This is a genomic window from Alteromonas sp. W12 (genome assembly GCF_001924945.1).
GTDB classification, from domain to species: Bacteria; Pseudomonadota; Gammaproteobacteria; order Enterobacterales; family Alteromonadaceae; genus Alteromonas; species Alteromonas macleodii.
This window is the reverse complement of the sequence record NZ_LQXH01000008.1, coordinates 433,849-450,722: the sequence shown is the minus strand read 5'-3', so window position 1 is coordinate 450,722 and position 16,874 is coordinate 433,849. Positions and strand designations below refer to the sequence as shown.

Genomic DNA, 16,874 nt, shown 5'->3' with positions numbered 1-16,874 from the left:
GCCCTCTTATTCTTTTCGTCTTTGCTTTTATTTAATATTATTCAACAGATGAGCCCGATAACAATGCACGAACTTCATCTAACATGGTTTCAGCTTCGGCATATAAATTAGCTTGCTCAATGATAGCCTGCGCACCAGCGCCTTTCACTTGTTCACTACGCACATCCAGTACTATAGGAATGGCCATGGGCGACGGCTTTTCAAGATTCACTAATGTCGCTGAATCTACATAGCGGATAAGTAAATTAGCGAGTCGCCGTAAATCAAGTAGCTCACGTTCTGCATCGGCCCGAGCTACTTTAAGTAAGATATGGTCGCGGTCGTGTTCACGCAACGTATCGTAAATAAGGTCCGTGGAGAACGTGACCTGCTTCATGGTTTTTTGGCTGGCGTGATAGCGCTGTTCAGTGAGCCCACTCACCACCGCCACTTGCCTGAACGAGCGCTTAAGCATAGGTGCCTGTAACATCCAGTCTTCTAACTCGTCCCCTAAAATATCCGGCTGAAATAGGTGCTGCAGCTGCCCTTGTGTGATGGCGTTTACTGATGCTACCGATAATCCGTAATCGGTCACGCTGAAGCTTAAAGGCTTAATGCCCATTTTTTCCATTCGTCGCGTTAGCAACATACCTAAGGTTTGGTTCGCTTTGCGTCCGTCGAAGGTGTAGTACAAGGTATAGTGCGCATGTCTAAACGGAAATTGTTCTACAAGCACGTTGTCAGGACTAGGCAATTGAGAAAACGCCTGTTGAAGTTTAAGCCACTCTTGTACCTGTGCAGGCAGTGCTCTCCATGATTTCTGAGTAGCCAAAATTGCCCGTACCCCTTCCGCCAAGTAAGTAGATAGCGGCATTTGACCACCCGCGTAGCTTGGTATTTTCGGCTCTTTTGCTTTTGCAGGCTTAGCGTGTAGCTGCATGTCGCGAATAGCCTCAAAACGCAATATTTCTCCTGCAAAATAGAAGGTGTCTCCGGGCGTTAACTGCTGAGCGAAATACTCTTCTACTTCACCAATTATCTTGCCCTGATTTCCTCTTCGTATACGCTTTACTTTAAGCCGACCCGCTTCAACGATTGTGCCGATATTTTGTCTGTGCCGTTGAATAACCCGCCGATTCGCTGGCGAGTAAGTGCCATCGCCGTTTTTCGTCAGGCGTTGATATCTCTCATACGCATTAAGCGCACTGCCGCCGTCTTGAGTAAACTGCCACAGCTTATCGAAATCATCTCTATCCAACCCTTGATATGGCGTGGCGGTAAGTATCTCTTGATACAAGGTATCTGGGCTATCAGCCCTACTACACAAGCAGTTCAGTATAAATTGCGGGACAATGTCCAGTGCCCCTGGTTGTGGGCTTTCCCCGTCTAGCTCCCCTTTTTCAATAGCGGTGATCGCCGCCTGACACTCCAGCGCTTCAAAACGGTTTGCCGGTACGAGCAACGCTTCACTTGGCTCGTCGAGCCTGTGGTTTGCTCGCCCTATCCTTTGCAGCAGCCTGCTTACGCCTTTAGGTGCGCCAACTTGTATGACCTTGTCTACATCACCCCAGTCGATACCTAACTCCAAGGCCGACGTACATACAATTGCCCTCAGCATGCCGCTTGCCATCAAGGCTTCGGTCTTACGACGCTGCTCTTTGCTCAAGCTGCCGTGATAAAGGGCAATGGGTAGCGCAGCCTTGTTTGCCTCCCACAGCATTTGAAACAACAGCTCTGACTGAGCTCGCGTATTCACAAAAACCAGTGTGGTTTTGGCGTTTTCAATGGCCTGGTAAATATCATCGATGGCGTAGCGAGCCATAAAGCCGCCAAAAGGCATGCGCGCTTTAGAGTGCAGCATTTCCACCTTAGGTTTTTCACCCGCTTTCACTTTTACAATATTAGCTATACCGTCACTGCCAGCCAGCCACGCACCTAGCGTTTCGGGAAATGCCACGGTGGCTGATAAGCCAATACGCTTACAATGCGGTGATAGAACGCTTAACCGCGCGAGGGCGAGTGAAAGAAAGTCTCCGCGCTTGTTGGCCATTAAACTGTGCGTTTCGTCGATGATCACGCGTTTAAGCTTGCCAAAAAGCTTATCGGCATCGGCGTAGCTCAACATCAGCATGAGCGATTCTGGTGTGGTAAGCAGTATGTTTGGCGGCTTTTTACGTTGACGCTGGCGCTTATGAGAAGGCGTGTCGCCAGTGCGTGTTTCTGCCGTTATCGGCAGCGCCATCTCTTCAATGGGCTGTAACAAATTACGATGAATATCTTGCGTGAGTGCTTTCAGCGGCGATATGTAAAGGGTATGTAGGCCGTTGAACCCATCCTTTTCTTTTCCTTTTGTTGCCTGTTTGTTTATTGCTTTTGTTTCGGCTTGTTCACTGGTTCCGGTCTTCTTAACAAGCTCCCCGTTTTCCGACATCTCTGCAAGTTCGACTAGGCTAGGTAAAAAGCCCGACAGGGTTTTGCCAGCGCCGGTTGGCGCAATCAATAATGTACAGTCATGCTGGTCTTTCTCCACCAGCATGGTGTGTTGATAATCGCGTAGTTGCCAGCCTTTTTGTTCAAACCAATGGGCAAAGACTGAAGGAAGTGAAGTCATTGATGGTTCTTGTTAATACTTTTAGCACTTATACGGCAAAACCTTGGTTAGGTTTACTTGTCACGCCTTACGATAGATGCACAATGTAATCATCCTCAGCGCGTTTAATGTTTAGATACATTTTTCACTTCGACCTTATGCATTTTCTTAGCGTAAACTTCAGCGCAGAGTTTTTGACCTTCTTATGCTTCACGAATTAGCGATTTTCTTACAAGGACCGTACATGCGAATTCATTCAATAGACGCCGTTAGAGGTTTAGCCATTCTTGGCATCTTATTCATGAACATTACGTTTCACCAAAACGGTTACGCTAACTATGCATTTTTTGAAGAGCCGCTATTATCAGACACGGTTATTTCACTTTTTAACACGCTGTTTTTGGATGGACGATTTCGCTCTCTGTTCTGCTTGCTGTTCGGTGCAGGTCTGGCAATTCAATTTGAGTCCTGCGAGAAGCGCGGACACCATTTTTTAGATTTCTCACAAGCCAGACTTAAGTGGCTGTTTGTATTCGGGCTACTGCATGGCGTATTTATTTTCAGCGGCGACATTTTGCTTTATTACAGCCTGTGCGCATTTTTTATTTTAAAACACTTCACGCTCCCTCAAGATGAACTCAAAAAGAAAAGTATTCATTACCTTATTGTGGGAAGCGCAATTATGTTAGTTGGTGGGCTCGTCATGGCGTTTGTGTTCGACATGGGGGCTGAACTGCCAACGCGACCCAGTGAAACATTTAACGAAGAAGTCGCCTTGTGGCAAAGCGGCTATTTAACGCAGCTTGGTATTCAAGCGTCATTTATGCTGTCTACGGTTATTGTCGCGCCATTCACTATGCTGTGGCAGTCTATGGGGCTTATGATGTTTGGCGCTTATTTGTATAGGGCAGGCTTTTTCAATCACGGCTTCTCGTTACTACTATTTAAGAAGTTAGTATTAGTTGCCATCGTCACATCCATCATTACTGCACTTCCGCAATTTTTATTCGAACAGGTAACATTAGATGTGATTCCCATGTTCACTAGCATTCCAGCCATTTTCTGTGCTTTGGTATACGCTCACGTATTGATAAACATAAGACATACTGCGGCGTGGTGGTATCAGTCGCTTATAAACTGCGGCAAAGTTGCGTTCACCCTCTACTTAACCCAATCAATAGCACTCGCTGTGCTATTTCGCATCGTCATGCCCGCTTATTTTCCAAACTTTATTTACAGCGTAACTTTGCTTGATTTGCTTCTTGTCACCATCGCCTTCACCGCAGTACAAGTTATTTTGGCGAACGGCATTACTAAGCACTTCAACCAAGGTCCCTTTGAAGCCCTATGGCGAAAAATGTATTTGCGCAGTTTTCACAAAAAGCAAAAATTGAAACAGGACGAAATAGAGCAGCTCACCTAACGCCATATCGCTTGCATCTTGAAAATTGTGTCTATACTGAACGGTAAACGTAACCTAAATAAGTAGGCCTGCTAAGCTTTACTCAATGTTAAAGGTTAGCAGGCCCAATGGCTTTTCCTTAGCCATTGAGGTAAATAGGCATGATACAAAGTCGACGTCGAGTAGGACTATTTTCAATAGTAGCGGTGATGATAATTTGGCACCTTTTCTGTCAACAAGCTTTTGGAAGTGTGTTGGACAGTGCGCAAACATCACAGCTCGCCCCTAGCAGTTACGAAGTTAAGATAGTCGAAAGTAGTGAGTTCGACTATGCCTCTCATGACTATTACTCTGCATTGCTTAAATTAGCGCTCAGCAAAACAGAAGACCCTATTAAACCAACATATCTCGTAGAGAGTAGCGGCAATTTGGTTCAAGAACGTGTACTACGCGAGCTAAACCAAGAAGGGGGAATTGACGTGTTTTGGACAGTGACGTCAAAATTGCGTGAACAGCAAGCCATTCCGGTGCGGGTTCCTCTATTGAACGGAATCATGGGCTATCGCGTCTCTTTGATCCGCCAAAGTACTCTACGTGAGTTTAACAATGTTCGTAGCGCGCCTGACCTAAAGCGGTTTATTGCAGGTCAAGGTCACGACTGGCCCGATTTTCAGATTCTAGAGCACAACGGATTTACTACGTTAGGAACCAGTAATTACGACATTATCATTGAGCTTTTAAAGGCTGGTAGAATTGATTACTTTCCACGTGCGGCTCATGAGGCGGTGGTAGAGGCGAAATCACTAAACGACCCAGACATTATCATAGAGCCTTCAGTTTTATTGTATTACCCGTCTTACATGTTCTTCTTCGTTTCACAATCGAAACCTGAATTAGCGCAGCGCATAGAACGGGGATTAAATATTGCTCGACAAGACGGAAGCTTCGCCGCGTTATTTGAAAAATACATTAGTTTTAAAGATATTGAAAAAGCGCTGAAGCTTTCAGAGAGGACCATACTCAAACTTGATAATCCGCATCTCTCCGAAGCGACGCTAGAGGCAACGCCGGAAGATTCAATATCGATACTCCTCCAATAGAAAAACATCACTGCTCAAATCCGCGAGTTATCACTTTAAACCGTCGCCCCTACATGGATGACGTACAAAAAAGGGCCTGTAAAAATGAGGCCCTCGTCCACGTAAATAGCGTATTAGAATCTGAACGTACCTAACAAGGTGGCCGAGCCCAGCTGGCTTTCGTCGGTATCATATCCTAAACCGAACTCAACAGATGCATGCGGGTTAAACCAGTAATGAGTCCCTAACTCAATAACATTATCCGAGCCAATAACGTCGTTACTCTCGTGAATGTACGACACGCCTACACTCCAGTCGGGGCGAAAGTAATAATCTGAATCTAGTTCAATGGAAAATTCACCATCAAACTGGGTGCCTTTCAACTTTGTATCCCAGCCCGGCGTAAATTTTCCGGCGCGGCTTCCAAAACTATTATAGCGTGCAAATACGCTGTAGCTGAATTCTGATTCAGAGCGTTCGCCTCTTGCATATGGTTCTGCTGATGCAAGATATTTTTCAGTTAAGTCAAAGTATTCAATGCCAGCACCGTATTCCCAATTATCATTGGCAAACGTTGACAGTTCTATACCGAATCGATTAAACGTATCTTCAAAATAAAGCCCATCGTTGGTCAAGCGACCATAACGCCCTCTTATGACTAACGCATCAGAATAAAACCATTCGCCTTTCACATTGAAATTGTCAACGTTATCAACGCCAAAATAGTCAACTGATACATTACTGGTTCGCTGGAGGTAGGGACTTATTGACCAAGGCTGCTCATCAATACTTACAGACTCAAAGTAATAGCGATATGCTGCACCGATAAAAACGTCATCACCATCGCGAACGTCTGAAAAGCCTATAGCAGCTTCGTGTTGTATATCGGTAGATTGAGCAAAAACAGGGAGGGTAGAAATAGCAAGTAAGCAAGCGCAATAACGCATCATAAAGCAACGTCCTTATTAGAGAAATGTCCAAAAAGCTGTCTTTTTAGTCGGGTAGTGAATGTAATTAAGAAACTTATAAAGTGCAATTAAAGAAGCCGTACCGACACATTTTGTGACAATCGAAACCGTTTATTGTTCAGCAGTCATTTGAAACATATAGTGTTTTCAACATCGAATGGTCGATTTTAGGCATTCACTACGTAGTAAGAGCATGATTTATTTCGTGGAAATTATGTGTAGTGCATCCATCAACATGGCTTAAAGCTGACGACACTGGCCTGTATTGCGAGCCGGGTGAATTCTATATTGACCCGATGAATCAAGTGGCCACAGCGCTTGTCACTCACGGACACGCTGATCATGCGCGCGCCGGCCACCACAGTGTCTATGCCAGCGCAGAGACGCTAGCTATTATGAAAACCCGCTATGGCGATGATATGGCAACACACCAACACGCCATAACGCTAGGTAAGTCAGTGACATTTAATGACGTTGCGGTCACTTTTTTCCCCGCCGGGCATATTTTAGGCTCCACCCAAATTCTTATTGAATATGCAGGCTACCGCGTTGTGGTTTCTGGCGACTATAAACGCCGCCACGATCCTACCTGCCCGCCGTTTGAAGTTGTCCCTTGCGATGTATTGATTACCGAGGCCACTTTTGGCCTTCCTGTATTTAAACATCCACCTATAGAGCACGAAATAGATAAGCTCCTTCACTCGTTACGTGTTTTTCCCGAACGATGCCACCTTGTTGGTGCGTATGCCCTAGGGAAATGCCAGAGGGTTATTTTAGCGCTACGTGAAGCGGGGTACGAAAAGCCCATCTACTTACATGGTGCGCAGCTAAAGCTATGCGATTTATATGAACAGCTTGGAATAAGTCTAGGCGCTTTAATTCCTGTATCCGACGTCGCAGATAAAAAAGCACTGGCAGGTGAGATTGTATTAGCGCCCCCCTCGGCATTGGCCGACAGGTGGTCGAGAAGCTTACCCAATGTGCGCCCTGTTATGGCGTCTGGCTGGATGCAAATTCGCGCCCGTGCGAAGCAAAGAAATGCCGAACTACCGCTTATTATTTCCGATCACTGCGATTGGCCAGAATTATTACAAACCATTGAAGAAGTGAATCCCAAAGAAGTATGGGTGACCCACGGTAGAGAGGACGCGTTAATGTATCAAGCTGAAAAAATGGGGTTCAAAGCTAGGGCATTATCGCTTGTCGGCTACGATGAAGAAGAGCAAGGAGGCGACTAATGAAAGCATTTAGTAATTTGCTTGAGCAACTTTATTACACGTCGGGAAACAAAGCCAAAGCGCAACTCATTGCTGATTACATTGCCAACACACCTGACCCTGATCGTGGCTGGGCTATAGCCGCTATGGCCGGTACGTTGCGATTTGATTTTTTTAAGCGTAACACTGTGAAAAAGCTCATTACCGAACACACTGACTCTGCGCTTTTTGCAATGAGCCACGATTATGTGGGAGAGGTTAGCGAAACCGTGGCGCATTTATGGCCTTACAGTGAACCCACAGATAATCTTCCAAGCCTTACCGAAGTCGTAGAAACCTTTGCGTCTGTGAGTAAACAGAGGGTGTCGGAAACGCTAGCCAACTACCTGACGATAATGACCCCTGCACAGCGCTGGGCTTTATTGAAACTTGGCACCCGCGGATTGCGCATAGGCGTGTCGGCTCGCTCCATTAAACAAATATTAGCCGATTATGGCAATAAAGATATCAAAGAAATTGAGACGCTGTGGCACGCGGTTACACCACCCTACACCGACATGCTTGCTTGGTTAGAAGGCAAAGCTGACAAACCTGACATTGAAAATGCAGTTACTTTCCACCCCGTGATGCTCTCCCACCCTATTGAGGACAGCGATATTGATGCTTTTACGGAAAACACGTGGCAAATTGAAAACAAGTACGACGGTATTCGCGTTCAGCTTGCTGTTAAATCGGAGCCTATTGCCAGTAAATGCGCCACAAGAAAAGACCAGAACGATAACAAAAAAGGGCAAACAACAGATGATGGGACGCCGGATAAGGCGCTTTTTTCACGCACAGGAGATGACATTAGCCATTCTTTTCCCGACCTACTTGAAACGGTAAAAGGAAATATGGTGTTAGACGGCGAACTACTGGTTATTCATAACGTAAAAGGCGACGCTTATGACACTATGGCTTCACAGCCGAATGTCGACACATTCAATGCACTTCAGCAACGCCTCAACAAGAAAAAGCCAAGTAAAGCACTGCAAGCGTCTTCACCTGTTGGACTTATTGTCTACGATGCCTTGGTGCTAGATGGCAAAGATTTAACTGAGAAAACGTTGAAGGAACGTCGCCAGGCGCTCCACGAATGGTTTAAACATAACAAAAGCGAGCGCTTGTTTTTATCGGAAACCCTTTCTGCGAGCTCTCCTAAAAGCCTTCGTGAACTTCATGCCCACGTTTGTCAAAATCGCGCGGTGGAAGGGTTGATGATAAAGCGCTTAGATAGCAAGTACATCCCCGGCCGTCCCAAAGGGCAATGGTTCAAGTGGAAGCGCGACCCGCTGGTGGTTGATGCGGTAATGATGTACGCGCAGCGAGGGCACGGGAAACGATCGAGCTTCTATTCCGATTACACGTTCGGTGCATGGGAAGACGACCAGCTTCTGCCAATAGGAAAAGCATATTCTGGATTTACCGACGAAGAACTTAAGAAGCTAGACAACTGGGTACGGCGCAATGCAGTGGGACGCTTTGGCCCTGTGCGGGAGGTAAAGAAAGATCTGGTGTTAGAAGTGGCTTTCGACGCGGTCCATCCTTCTTCAAGACATAAATCGGGTGTAGCGCTACGCTTCCCTCGCATTCATCGTATTCGTTGGGATAAACCCGCCGCCGAAGCTGACACGCTAACCAACGTTAAAGCGTTAATCGAAAACTAACCACGTAAAAATACTTCCTAAGTAAGAAAAAATCGCTGAAAATGAAGTTTTACAGATGACCTCGGGCGGATTGCCTGAAGAGAACAAAAATAGGAAATCGCCATGCCGAAGGCTAGTGAAATCAAAAAGAATAACACCGTGGTATTTGACGGTAAGACCTGCATAGTTAGAGATATAGAGCGCTCTGTACCCCAAGGTCGTGCCGGTGGCAGCATTTATCGCATGCGCATGTATGACGTCGTCACAGGTGCTAAGTACGACGAAACATTTAAAGACTCAGATACATTGGATATGGCTGATTTAATTCGTCGTCCGGCAATGTTTTCTTATGTGGATGGTGACGAATACATTTTTATGGATAAGGAAGACTACACGCCTTATCACTTGAACAAAGAAAGTATTGAAAATGAGGCGCTATTCATTAATGAAGACACCGACGGTATTCAGGTGGTTATTGTAAGTGAAGTGCCAGTAGCGTTAGATTTGCCAATGAGCGTAGAGCTTGAAGTTGTTGAGACAGACCCATCTATTAAAGGCGCCTCTGCTACGTCTCGAACCAAGCCTGCCACGCTTTCAACCGGACTGGTTGTACAGGTGCCTGAATACATCAGCACTGGCGAATGGATTAAGGTAAACACCGAGGAACGCAAGTTCCAAAGTAGAGCGGATAAGCACTAAGCCTCCAATACATCAGCTGACGCCACCTTTGCCGGTGCGCAGCGATTGAAGAAAAAAGGGTTCATTTTGAACCCTTTTGTTTATCTTAAGATAATCGATACTTATTTAGCGATGTTAGCCTGCGTTGGCAATGCGCTAAATGCACCATACTGCGTTACCGTGTAAGCACCACAGCGGATAGCAAATTCCGTAGCTTCGCTTACATTCTCGAAGTTCTCCGCCCATGCGTCGAAGTCATCAGCGCTTTTCACTTTTGTAGATAGGAAATATAAGAAGCCACCAATAAAAGAGTCACCCGCTGCTGTCGTGTCTTTTACATCCATTTTAGGTGACGCTAACGTGCCGCTGAAGGACTTGGTAATATAGTGAATGGGCTCACCACCATCGGTGACTAGCACCACTTTAACGCCACTATCTAACCACTGCTGAACCTTTGTATCAGCATTTTCTTCGCCATATAGCTCTGCGAGTTCTTCTCGGCTAGCCTTTAAAACAGACACTTTCTTTGCAGCTTCATCTATACGTGACGGCGCATTCGCTGTGTCATCCCAAAACGCTGGGCGATAGTTAATATCCAAACACACCATCATGCCGTTTTCCTTCGCCTTGTTCAGAATAAACTCGGTACCAGGAATAAGTTCAGGGCCTGAAATAGAGCCTGAGCAAAAATGAAGCACTGTATTTTTATCACAATCTATCGTCGACAAATCTTGCTCTGAAATGTGTTTATGCGCTGCATTATCGACATAAAAATCAAAAGAGCGTTCGCCGTCTGCATCCAAGTTTACAAATGCCAGAGCCGTATTACCTTCTTGTGTAGTCCACACGAAGTCAGTGTTTACTTTGTAGTGCTCTAGCATTTCTTTAAGAAACGCGCCAAAGGTATCGTCACCTACTTTCGAGACCATCGCACTCTCACCACCTAGCTGAGCTACAGCGACTGCCACATTAGCAGGTGCACCACCCGCGTAGGGCTGGAAAGGTTTCATTGCTGGTATGTTGCCATCTTTGGGCGCAGCACCTTGGCTTAACATATCAATTAGCACTTCACCTAAACATAAAATCTTCATACCAGCCTCACTTAACAGAATTTAAAAATTGCAGCTTACCTTTGCACAGTTCGCGCAAGGTTAACGAATCGTTAATTAATTGGGGCATAGTATTGTCGAAAGAATCAATTAAATCAACCTAATTGATTTAACCTTTTGCGCAAAAATCAATGGGTGTGATAGGGTTGACGCAGTACTGTCGAATAAAGTTATGTCTGAACAAGTACCTACACCATTTCTTAAATTTGATACACGGCTAGGTTGTTATTACACTCTAGCTTCTTAAAACGATAGATTGTAAATACATTGAATACTGAACCGGCCTTTCACCTACCATCACAGAAAGCACCTACATTGCTTGATAGCCGCTCAGCGAATGAACGGGATATCCTTACCCTAATTCGCCAACGTTCTTCATTGCCTAAAGCTGAAATAGCACAGTTAACGGGGCTGTCTGCACAATCAGCGACAGTGATCATTAAAAAACTAGAGGCTGACGGCCTAGTAAGGCGACTAAAGCCAATCAAAGGCGGAGTAGGCCAGCCCAAGGTGCCGTTTGGTCTCAATGAAAACGGCGCGTTTGGTATAGGGCTGAAAGTAGGTCGACGAAGTTTCGATATGACGTTACTCGACTTGAAAGGCAATGTAAGAGCAACACTTCACGAGAAGTTCGCCTACCCGACCGTAAGCAACCTGCTTACCTTTGCAAAACGTGCTTTCAATGTACTCATTAAAAATTTGGATACAGACCAACAGCGCCTAATCCGAGGTTTAGGCGTTGCTATGCCCTTTGAAATTTGGAGTTGGGCAGAAGAAGCCGGAGCCCCAAAAAATGAATTGGAAGAGTGGAGAGAGTTTAATCCACAAGCGGCATTGGAAGATTTATTATCACTGCCTGTTTTTATAAAAAATGATGCTGGAGCAGCGTGCAGCGCAGAGATGTCTTTCGGTAATTCCCAAAACTACAATAGTTTTCTTTACATCTTTGTTGGCACATTCTTAGGCGGTGGCCTGGTACTCAATAACCAGTTAGTTAATGGAAAAACCGGTAACGCAGGTGCCATTGGCTCTTTGCCCTTTTACAATGGCAGTTCACAAAGTCAGCTAATAACCCAGTCTTCACTTTATTTGCTGGAACGAAAGCTAAACGACGCTGGGCACAACGGTCAGCATATTTATGAATCGCCATCCCACTGGTCTTGTGACACGCGCTCAATAGAAGACTGGTTAAGCGAAACCGCCAGAGGATTGGCCTTTGCGACTCAATGTGCAATGAGCTTGTTAGACCTAGACGGCGTAATCATAGATGGCGCAATTCCTGATGATGTCAAAAACGCATTGGTCGCGCATACGCAAAGCGCGATGGAGACGCTTGATATGCGTGGCCTTGCTCAGGTACACATAAGCGAAGGTCTTGTAGGCAGAAAAGCGCAATCCATTGGAAGTGCAAACCTAGCCCTTCAGGCAAATTATTACTAATCATCTAACATCTCAAAAGGTTTGGCTTCGGGCAGCATGAAAGAAGGAATGTATGACATTTTAATTTTAGATGGCGGCATGGGGCGAGAGCTGAAAAAGACAGGTGCACCCTTTAAGCAGCCAGAGTGGTCAGCACTGGCACTAATGCAAACACCTGAATTAGTAAGTGATGTGCACAAACGTTTTCTTGAAGCCGGTGCCTGCGTTATTACCACTAACGCCTATGCGCTTGTACCTTTTCATATTGGGGAAAATACATTTAGGGAGCAGGCTTTTACTCTCGCTCAGAGTGCGGCCGAACTCGCTCGAGGTGCAGTAGACACATTAAAGAGCGATGGTGGCAATAAGCGATTTGTCGCGGGTAGCGTTCCTCCGGCTTTTGGTTCTTACCGCCCAGATTTATTTGATGCAACCCGTGTAGCCGACATTCTCACCCCGCTTATTAAAGCCCAGGAGCCCTATGTTGATGTTTGGTTGATTGAAACTGCAAGTTCAGTAGAAGAAGCTGAAGCCGTGGTATCACTTATAAAACAGCACTCTTCACTGCCTTTATGGCTGTCATTCTCCGTTAGTAATCGAGAAACATCTAACGAGCCTGTGACATTGCGCTCTGGTGAGCCGCTAAGTGAGATAGCGCCAATATTGAGCGAAGTACAAAGCGTACTTTTCAATTGCTCGCAGCCGGAAGAGATGGAAGACGCTATTTCAATAACGCGAAGTTTAAATACTTCGATTAATATTGGCGCTTATGCAAATAGCTTTTCTGAGAGAAAACGTACACACGCGGCCAACGCGCTACTTTCCGAAATACGTGACGATATAACCCCCGCCCGCTATGTTGAATACGTTAAGACTTGGGTGGCTGCTGGCGCAACTATCATCGGGGGCTGCTGTGGTATCGGCCCTGAACATATACAAGCTATTAGCCAAGCATATCCACACCAAGTAAGTGATAAACTATTTTAGTACTTAAGGTGAACCTTGATCGACGGGTCGCTTTCGGCTTTATCTTACGAAGTCTTGTGTTTCATAATACGCTATTTGATGGCTACTGCATGTAGAGAACATGGCTCTTATTTGCATTTTACTGGGTACATCGATACTACTCTTATTGTGGTCTAAGTGTGGGCATGCCTTTCCCCATACCAACGCATCAAAAGACGGCGCATTGTTAATGCTATGGATGTAAAGCGACTGACCATTGAGCACGACCTGAGACCAATGTTTGCTGCCAGATTCGTCTTTTTTCTCTAGTCTTTGCTTGAACAATTGCTTCTTAAAAAACAGATTTTGGTCAATTAACCATTCTGTTCCTTCTCGTTCAAAATGCCCCTTAAATAACGTTGCCGATACACCCAGCGACTCACCGTTAATTAGCAAATTGAGGTCGAATACTTCCGGTACAATACTGAGCAGCGGCGCCTCTTTGTGTGTGTTCAAAGAGTTAGTTGTTAAGTAAGCTATTAATGCTGGCTGGTGCGTACTTTCTACTTCATAGATAAGCTGGTAATCATGAGGAAAGTGGTAAAGAGGCATATGGCTCGCATAGAGTTTTACGCCATCCGTAAAAAGCGCCATACCGTGAACCCCCATGCGTCCATTTGACCGTTCGTGGTGAGGGTGAGTACTTTCGTTTTCGCTTCCATACACCTTCGACTTGTTATTACTCACATCACTGGTAGCAGAAAGTTGCGTCGACATCAGGATAAATAATATGGATAGCAGTTGGGGAGATTTCATTTTAGGCATTCAATAAGCACTTCGGTGACTTCTATATTCCCACCTTTACTATTTACTTTTAAGCTACAATAAATACATAAACACTTCCAAAGCGGAACTAAAAAACAGATGGACATTGAAGACTTACGAAAATTTATCATTGTCGCTCGCCACGAAAATTTACACATAGCTTCAAAGCAGCTCGCGGTTACGAGCGGTGCATTGTCAAAAATAATTAAGCGATTAGAAAGTCAACTTCAAACTCAGCTGTTTGACCGGGTGGGAAGAGGCATATTGCTAAATGTGCAGGGTAGAAAGTTTCTTGGATATGCTTCCCAACTTGTGCATGAAACTGACCAAGCAATAAGTGAATTTAAAGGTGATTCGCAGCGCTCTACTATCACAATAGCGGGCCCTTCTTTGTTGCTCCAGCACTATTTGCCCGCCTTGGCTGACCAACTCAGTGCGCCTCATTTTCAATTTAAAGTAAACGCTTGCTGGGAGGGACAAGCCCTAGAAGACACTATTAAGGGAAACTGTGATTTAGGTATTGTTACGCCGTTAGCGGCCCGTGATAGCGAGGATAGTGCTTCTTTGCGAAGTATTCCATTGGGTAGCTCGAATTATGTAGTGGCAGCGTCAGGAAACCACCCACTGTTTAATTCAAATTCAAATACAACAAGCCAAATAGACTGTAAAACACTACATAATTTCGCGTTTGCGTGTCCTCACGTGTCGCCATTTTGTGGTGTAAAACGGGGAATAGGCTCAGATGGTTGGAGAGATGACTCTGTACCGCGCCAAATTAAATACCGATGCAATGACTTCGGCACGATGATGGCTATTGTCGAACACGGCCTTGCTTTGGCTTACGTGCCAGATTTTATAGCAACTAAACACAAGCTGAGTGTTGTTGATGTCATGGATTATCCTCACCACTATGAAGAGTCATTCGAGCTTGTCTACAAACCGAGTTTTGCGTTTGGCTGGCTTAATCGATTTGTAGACTCACTAACAACAGCTACAACAAGTTAGTGCTCAGGAAATCTAGCATTCCTTGATACAGTTCCTGTCTATCGCCCTCATCATAAACACCGTGGCCTGCTTGCGAATATTGTAGGTAAACTGGCGGGTTATTCACTTTTGCTAGCTTATCGGCTAGCGCTTCTGCATTTATTTCAGGTACACGACGGTCTTTTGAACCATGGATAAGCATTACTTTTGCCTTGATCTTGTCAGCGTGAGTAATAGGAGAAAACGCCGCTAGTTGCGCTTTATCTGTGCCAATTACTTCTTGCAAATAGGCTTTGCCTCCCCAGCTTGTAGGAATGTCACTTTCAGAATAAACATACTGCAGATCGTAGATCCCTACATAGCCAATAGTGCATCGATACAAATCTGGGTCTCTGACTGCAGCCATAAGCGCAGCATACCCGCCGTAACTTGCACCATAGGCACATACTCGCTCTCCATCAACATAGCCCTGCTCAATGGCCCATTTTACCGAATCGTTGATGTCTTTGATCATTGTGCCGCCCCACTCTTGATAACCCAGTCGTTCAAAGCGCTTACCATAGCCGTCACTTCCTCTGAAGTTGACGCGCAGAACAGCAAAGCCTCGGTTTGCCAAAAGCTGAGTCTCAGAATCGTAACGCCAAAAATCACGCGTGCCTGATTGATGTGGCCCACCGTGAATAACAACAACTAAAGGAGGTTTCTTGTCGCTCTTTTTAGATGCTGGAAGCGTGATGTAACCATTCACTGTTTCGCCGTCATCTGTAGGTATTGCCACAGGCTGCATGCTTAAAAGCAATCGAGGATCTATCCAAGAGCTGTTTGCCCAAATAAACCGAGCACTCAATGTATCGCTATCAAATAAGTAGTACTCTCCGGGGTTTACATCACTGGATACGCGTACCAACAGTGTTTTCCAGTCTTTTGTATGACTTGCAATGGTTGCAGTTTGACCTTTGAACGCTTCGGCTAGCATCTTGTGAACTTTACTCACTTTTGTTTCGGTCTGCGCATACACATAGCTAGATCTACTTGGGTAAGTGATACCTACAGCGGGCATGCCATTGCGGTCTAGAACTACGTATTCAATGTCGGTGGCATGGTCAGAAAACACCCGTTTATATTCCCCCGACTGTAGATGAAGTGAAAACAATGTTGAAATACCTTCATCACCAAAGCGACCGGATAGGTAAACAAATTCACCGTCTTCGCTTTGCCCTAAGGGCAACAGTCCACTTACGTTCTCAAATGCTTCCTCAAGTGGGATCCACTCACCGTCGTTATTGCTTCTATAGGCAGAGTGTTGAACATTGTTATCATCTCGCCATGTCATAAACTTCACATCGCCAAATTTATTGGCAAGTGCACTGCTTGAACCATAGGGAAGTACTTCTAGTTTACGTTTCTTGCCCGAGTAAACATTGAGACGACTAATTAACGCCGGCTTTTCCCGACGGTCGTAATAAAATTTGCCATCTTTTGTCCAAGGGTACTCCACGATTAAAATATGATCGTCGTCATTGTCCAGGAAACTAATGATTTCTTGGCTTGCCTTTGAATCATCTTTGGATGAAATACGGCTCCCCGTTTTCTGGTCGCCGGCGCGATACCCGTATATCAATTCTCGTTGCGACCCATCAATATTCATAGCGTAAAGCTCGCCAGTAGGGATTGGGCTGTCGAGATAAGTTTGCTTTTCTGCATACTCAAACACTACGCGTTCGTCATTTACCCAATTGACCGTATGTATAATGTCGTTGTTCTGCGGTCTAATTCCTCCAACAATAGTCATATCCTCTGTTTTTAATAGAACGAGAAAAACCCTGCCGTCTACCTGGACTCGCGCAGCAATATGTTCACCGGATGGAGACAATGCTAGGTCTAGGTAGTCACCGTGCTTGATAAAATATTCAAGAGGCAACTCTTGTGAGGAGAATGCGCTAAAGCTTGTTAGCAGCATTAATACTGAGAGAAGAAATCCTTTCATACTTGTC

General features: G+C 45.3%; 13 protein-coding genes. 8 read left to right on the top strand and 5 right to left on the bottom strand.

Annotation, left to right across the window (positions count from 1 at the left end; all coding sequences use genetic code 11):
• Positions 1 to 37: 37 nt before the first annotated feature.
• Complete coding sequence (locus AWH61_RS13310; RefSeq protein ID WP_075177303.1) at positions 38 to 2,590, bottom strand: ligase-associated DNA damage response DEXH box helicase; 2,553 nt, start codon at positions 2,588 to 2,590, stop codon at positions 38 to 40.
• Between the two features lie 223 nt (positions 2,591 to 2,813).
• Here AWH61_RS13310 and AWH61_RS13305 point away from each other — a divergent pair, with 223 nt between their 5' ends.
• Positions 2,814 to 3,992 (top strand): DUF418 domain-containing protein, encoded by a 1,179-nt coding sequence (locus AWH61_RS13305; RefSeq protein WP_075177302.1) that lies wholly within the window; start codon positions 2,814 to 2,816, stop codon positions 3,990 to 3,992.
• Between the two features lie 140 nt (positions 3,993 to 4,132).
• Positions 4,133 to 5,071 (top strand): transporter substrate-binding domain-containing protein, encoded by a 939-nt coding sequence (locus tag AWH61_RS13300; protein ID WP_249922648.1) that lies wholly within the window; start codon positions 4,133 to 4,135, stop codon positions 5,069 to 5,071.
• A 113-nt stretch (positions 5,072 to 5,184) separates the two neighbouring features.
• Here the strand turns inward: AWH61_RS13300 and AWH61_RS13295 are convergent, their stop codons facing one another.
• Positions 5,185 to 6,000, bottom strand: a complete 816-nt coding sequence (locus AWH61_RS13295) for a putative porin (protein WP_075177300.1) — start codon at positions 5,998 to 6,000, stop codon at positions 5,185 to 5,187.
• 239 nt (positions 6,001 to 6,239) lie between these two features.
• Here AWH61_RS13295 and AWH61_RS13290 point away from each other — a divergent pair, with 239 nt between their 5' ends.
• The 3 genes from AWH61_RS13290 to efpL all read left to right on the top strand — a co-directional run bounded on the left by AWH61_RS13290 (position 6,240) and on the right by efpL (position 9,619).
• A complete protein-coding gene (locus AWH61_RS13290) occupies positions 6,240 to 7,256 on the top strand; it encodes a ligase-associated DNA damage response exonuclease (RefSeq protein WP_075177299.1) in 1,017 nt (338 codons plus the stop codon).
• On the top strand, positions 7,256 to 8,941 hold the full coding sequence (locus AWH61_RS13285) for a cisplatin damage response ATP-dependent DNA ligase (RefSeq protein WP_075177298.1): 1,686 nt from the start codon (positions 7,256 to 7,258) through the stop codon (positions 8,939 to 8,941). Before AWH61_RS13290 ends, AWH61_RS13285 begins: the two co-directional genes overlap by 1 nt.
• A 102-nt stretch (positions 8,942 to 9,043) precedes the next feature.
• Complete coding sequence (gene efpL / locus AWH61_RS13280; protein WP_014951071.1) at positions 9,044 to 9,619, top strand: elongation factor P-like protein EfpL; 576 nt, start codon at positions 9,044 to 9,046, stop codon at positions 9,617 to 9,619.
• A gap of 101 nt (positions 9,620 to 9,720) precedes the next feature.
• Here efpL and AWH61_RS13275 read toward each other — a convergent pair whose 3' ends face one another.
• Complete coding sequence (locus AWH61_RS13275; protein ID WP_014951072.1) at positions 9,721 to 10,689, bottom strand: carbohydrate kinase family protein; 969 nt, start codon at positions 10,687 to 10,689, stop codon at positions 9,721 to 9,723.
• 285 nt (positions 10,690 to 10,974) lie between these two features.
• On the opposite strand from AWH61_RS13275, the gene AWH61_RS13270 reads away from it, so the two are divergent.
• Together AWH61_RS13270 and AWH61_RS13265 are read left to right on the top strand one after the other, a co-directional pair.
• A complete protein-coding gene (locus tag AWH61_RS13270) occupies positions 10,975 to 12,147 on the top strand; it encodes an ROK family transcriptional regulator (protein WP_075177297.1) in 1,173 nt (390 codons plus the stop codon).
• A gap of 36 nt (positions 12,148 to 12,183) precedes the next feature.
• Positions 12,184 to 13,113: a homocysteine S-methyltransferase family protein gene (locus AWH61_RS13265; protein WP_075177296.1), complete on the top strand. Its 930-nt coding sequence runs from the start codon at positions 12,184 to 12,186 to the stop codon at positions 13,111 to 13,113.
• A gap of 39 nt (positions 13,114 to 13,152) precedes the next feature.
• On the opposite strand, the gene AWH61_RS13260 is transcribed toward AWH61_RS13265, so the two are convergent.
• Positions 13,153 to 13,896: a hypothetical protein gene (locus AWH61_RS13260; RefSeq protein ID WP_075177295.1), complete on the bottom strand. Its 744-nt coding sequence runs from the start codon at positions 13,894 to 13,896 to the stop codon at positions 13,153 to 13,155.
• A gap of 99 nt (positions 13,897 to 13,995) precedes the next feature.
• On the opposite strand from AWH61_RS13260, the gene AWH61_RS13255 reads away from it, so the two are divergent.
• Entirely contained in the window at positions 13,996 to 14,901 is a 906-nt protein-coding gene (locus tag AWH61_RS13255) for a LysR family transcriptional regulator (protein WP_075177294.1), read from the top strand.
• Here AWH61_RS13255 and AWH61_RS13250 read toward each other — a convergent pair.
• Positions 14,888 to 16,867: an alpha/beta hydrolase family protein gene (locus AWH61_RS13250; protein ID WP_170870511.1), complete on the bottom strand. Its 1,980-nt coding sequence runs from the start codon at positions 16,865 to 16,867 to the stop codon at positions 14,888 to 14,890. The two genes, AWH61_RS13255 and AWH61_RS13250, sit on opposite strands and share 14 nt — an antisense overlap.
• Positions 16,868 to 16,874: the final 7 nt, after the last annotated feature.

Excerpts from the sequence above, each read along its gene's own strand:
- AWH61_RS13310 (WP_075177303.1), bottom strand. The coding sequence starts at position 2,590 with ATGACTTCACTTCCTTCAGTCTTTGCCCATTGGTTTGAACAAAAAGGC.
- AWH61_RS13305 (WP_075177302.1), top strand. The coding sequence starts at position 2,814 with ATGCGAATTCATTCAATAGACGCCGTTAGAGGTTTAGCCATTCTTGGC.
- AWH61_RS13300 (WP_249922648.1), top strand. The coding sequence starts at position 4,133 with ATGATACAAAGTCGACGTCGAGTAGGACTATTTTCAATAGTAGCGGTG.
- AWH61_RS13295 (WP_075177300.1), bottom strand. The coding sequence starts at position 6,000 with ATGATGCGTTATTGCGCTTGCTTACTTGCTATTTCTACCCTCCCTGTT.
- AWH61_RS13285 (WP_075177298.1), top strand. The coding sequence starts at position 7,256 with ATGAAAGCATTTAGTAATTTGCTTGAGCAACTTTATTACACGTCGGGA.
- efpL (WP_014951071.1), top strand. The coding sequence starts at position 9,044 with ATGCCGAAGGCTAGTGAAATCAAAAAGAATAACACCGTGGTATTTGAC.
- AWH61_RS13275 (WP_014951072.1), bottom strand. The coding sequence starts at position 10,689 with ATGAAGATTTTATGTTTAGGTGAAGTGCTAATTGATATGTTAAGCCAA.
- AWH61_RS13265 (WP_075177296.1), top strand. The coding sequence starts at position 12,184 with ATGAAAGAAGGAATGTATGACATTTTAATTTTAGATGGCGGCATGGGG.
- AWH61_RS13260 (WP_075177295.1), bottom strand. The coding sequence starts at position 13,896 with ATGCCTAAAATGAAATCTCCCCAACTGCTATCCATATTATTTATCCTG.
- AWH61_RS13255 (WP_075177294.1), top strand. The coding sequence starts at position 13,996 with ATGGACATTGAAGACTTACGAAAATTTATCATTGTCGCTCGCCACGAA.
- AWH61_RS13250 (WP_170870511.1), bottom strand. The coding sequence starts at position 16,867 with ATGAAAGGATTTCTTCTCTCAGTATTAATGCTGCTAACAAGCTTTAGC.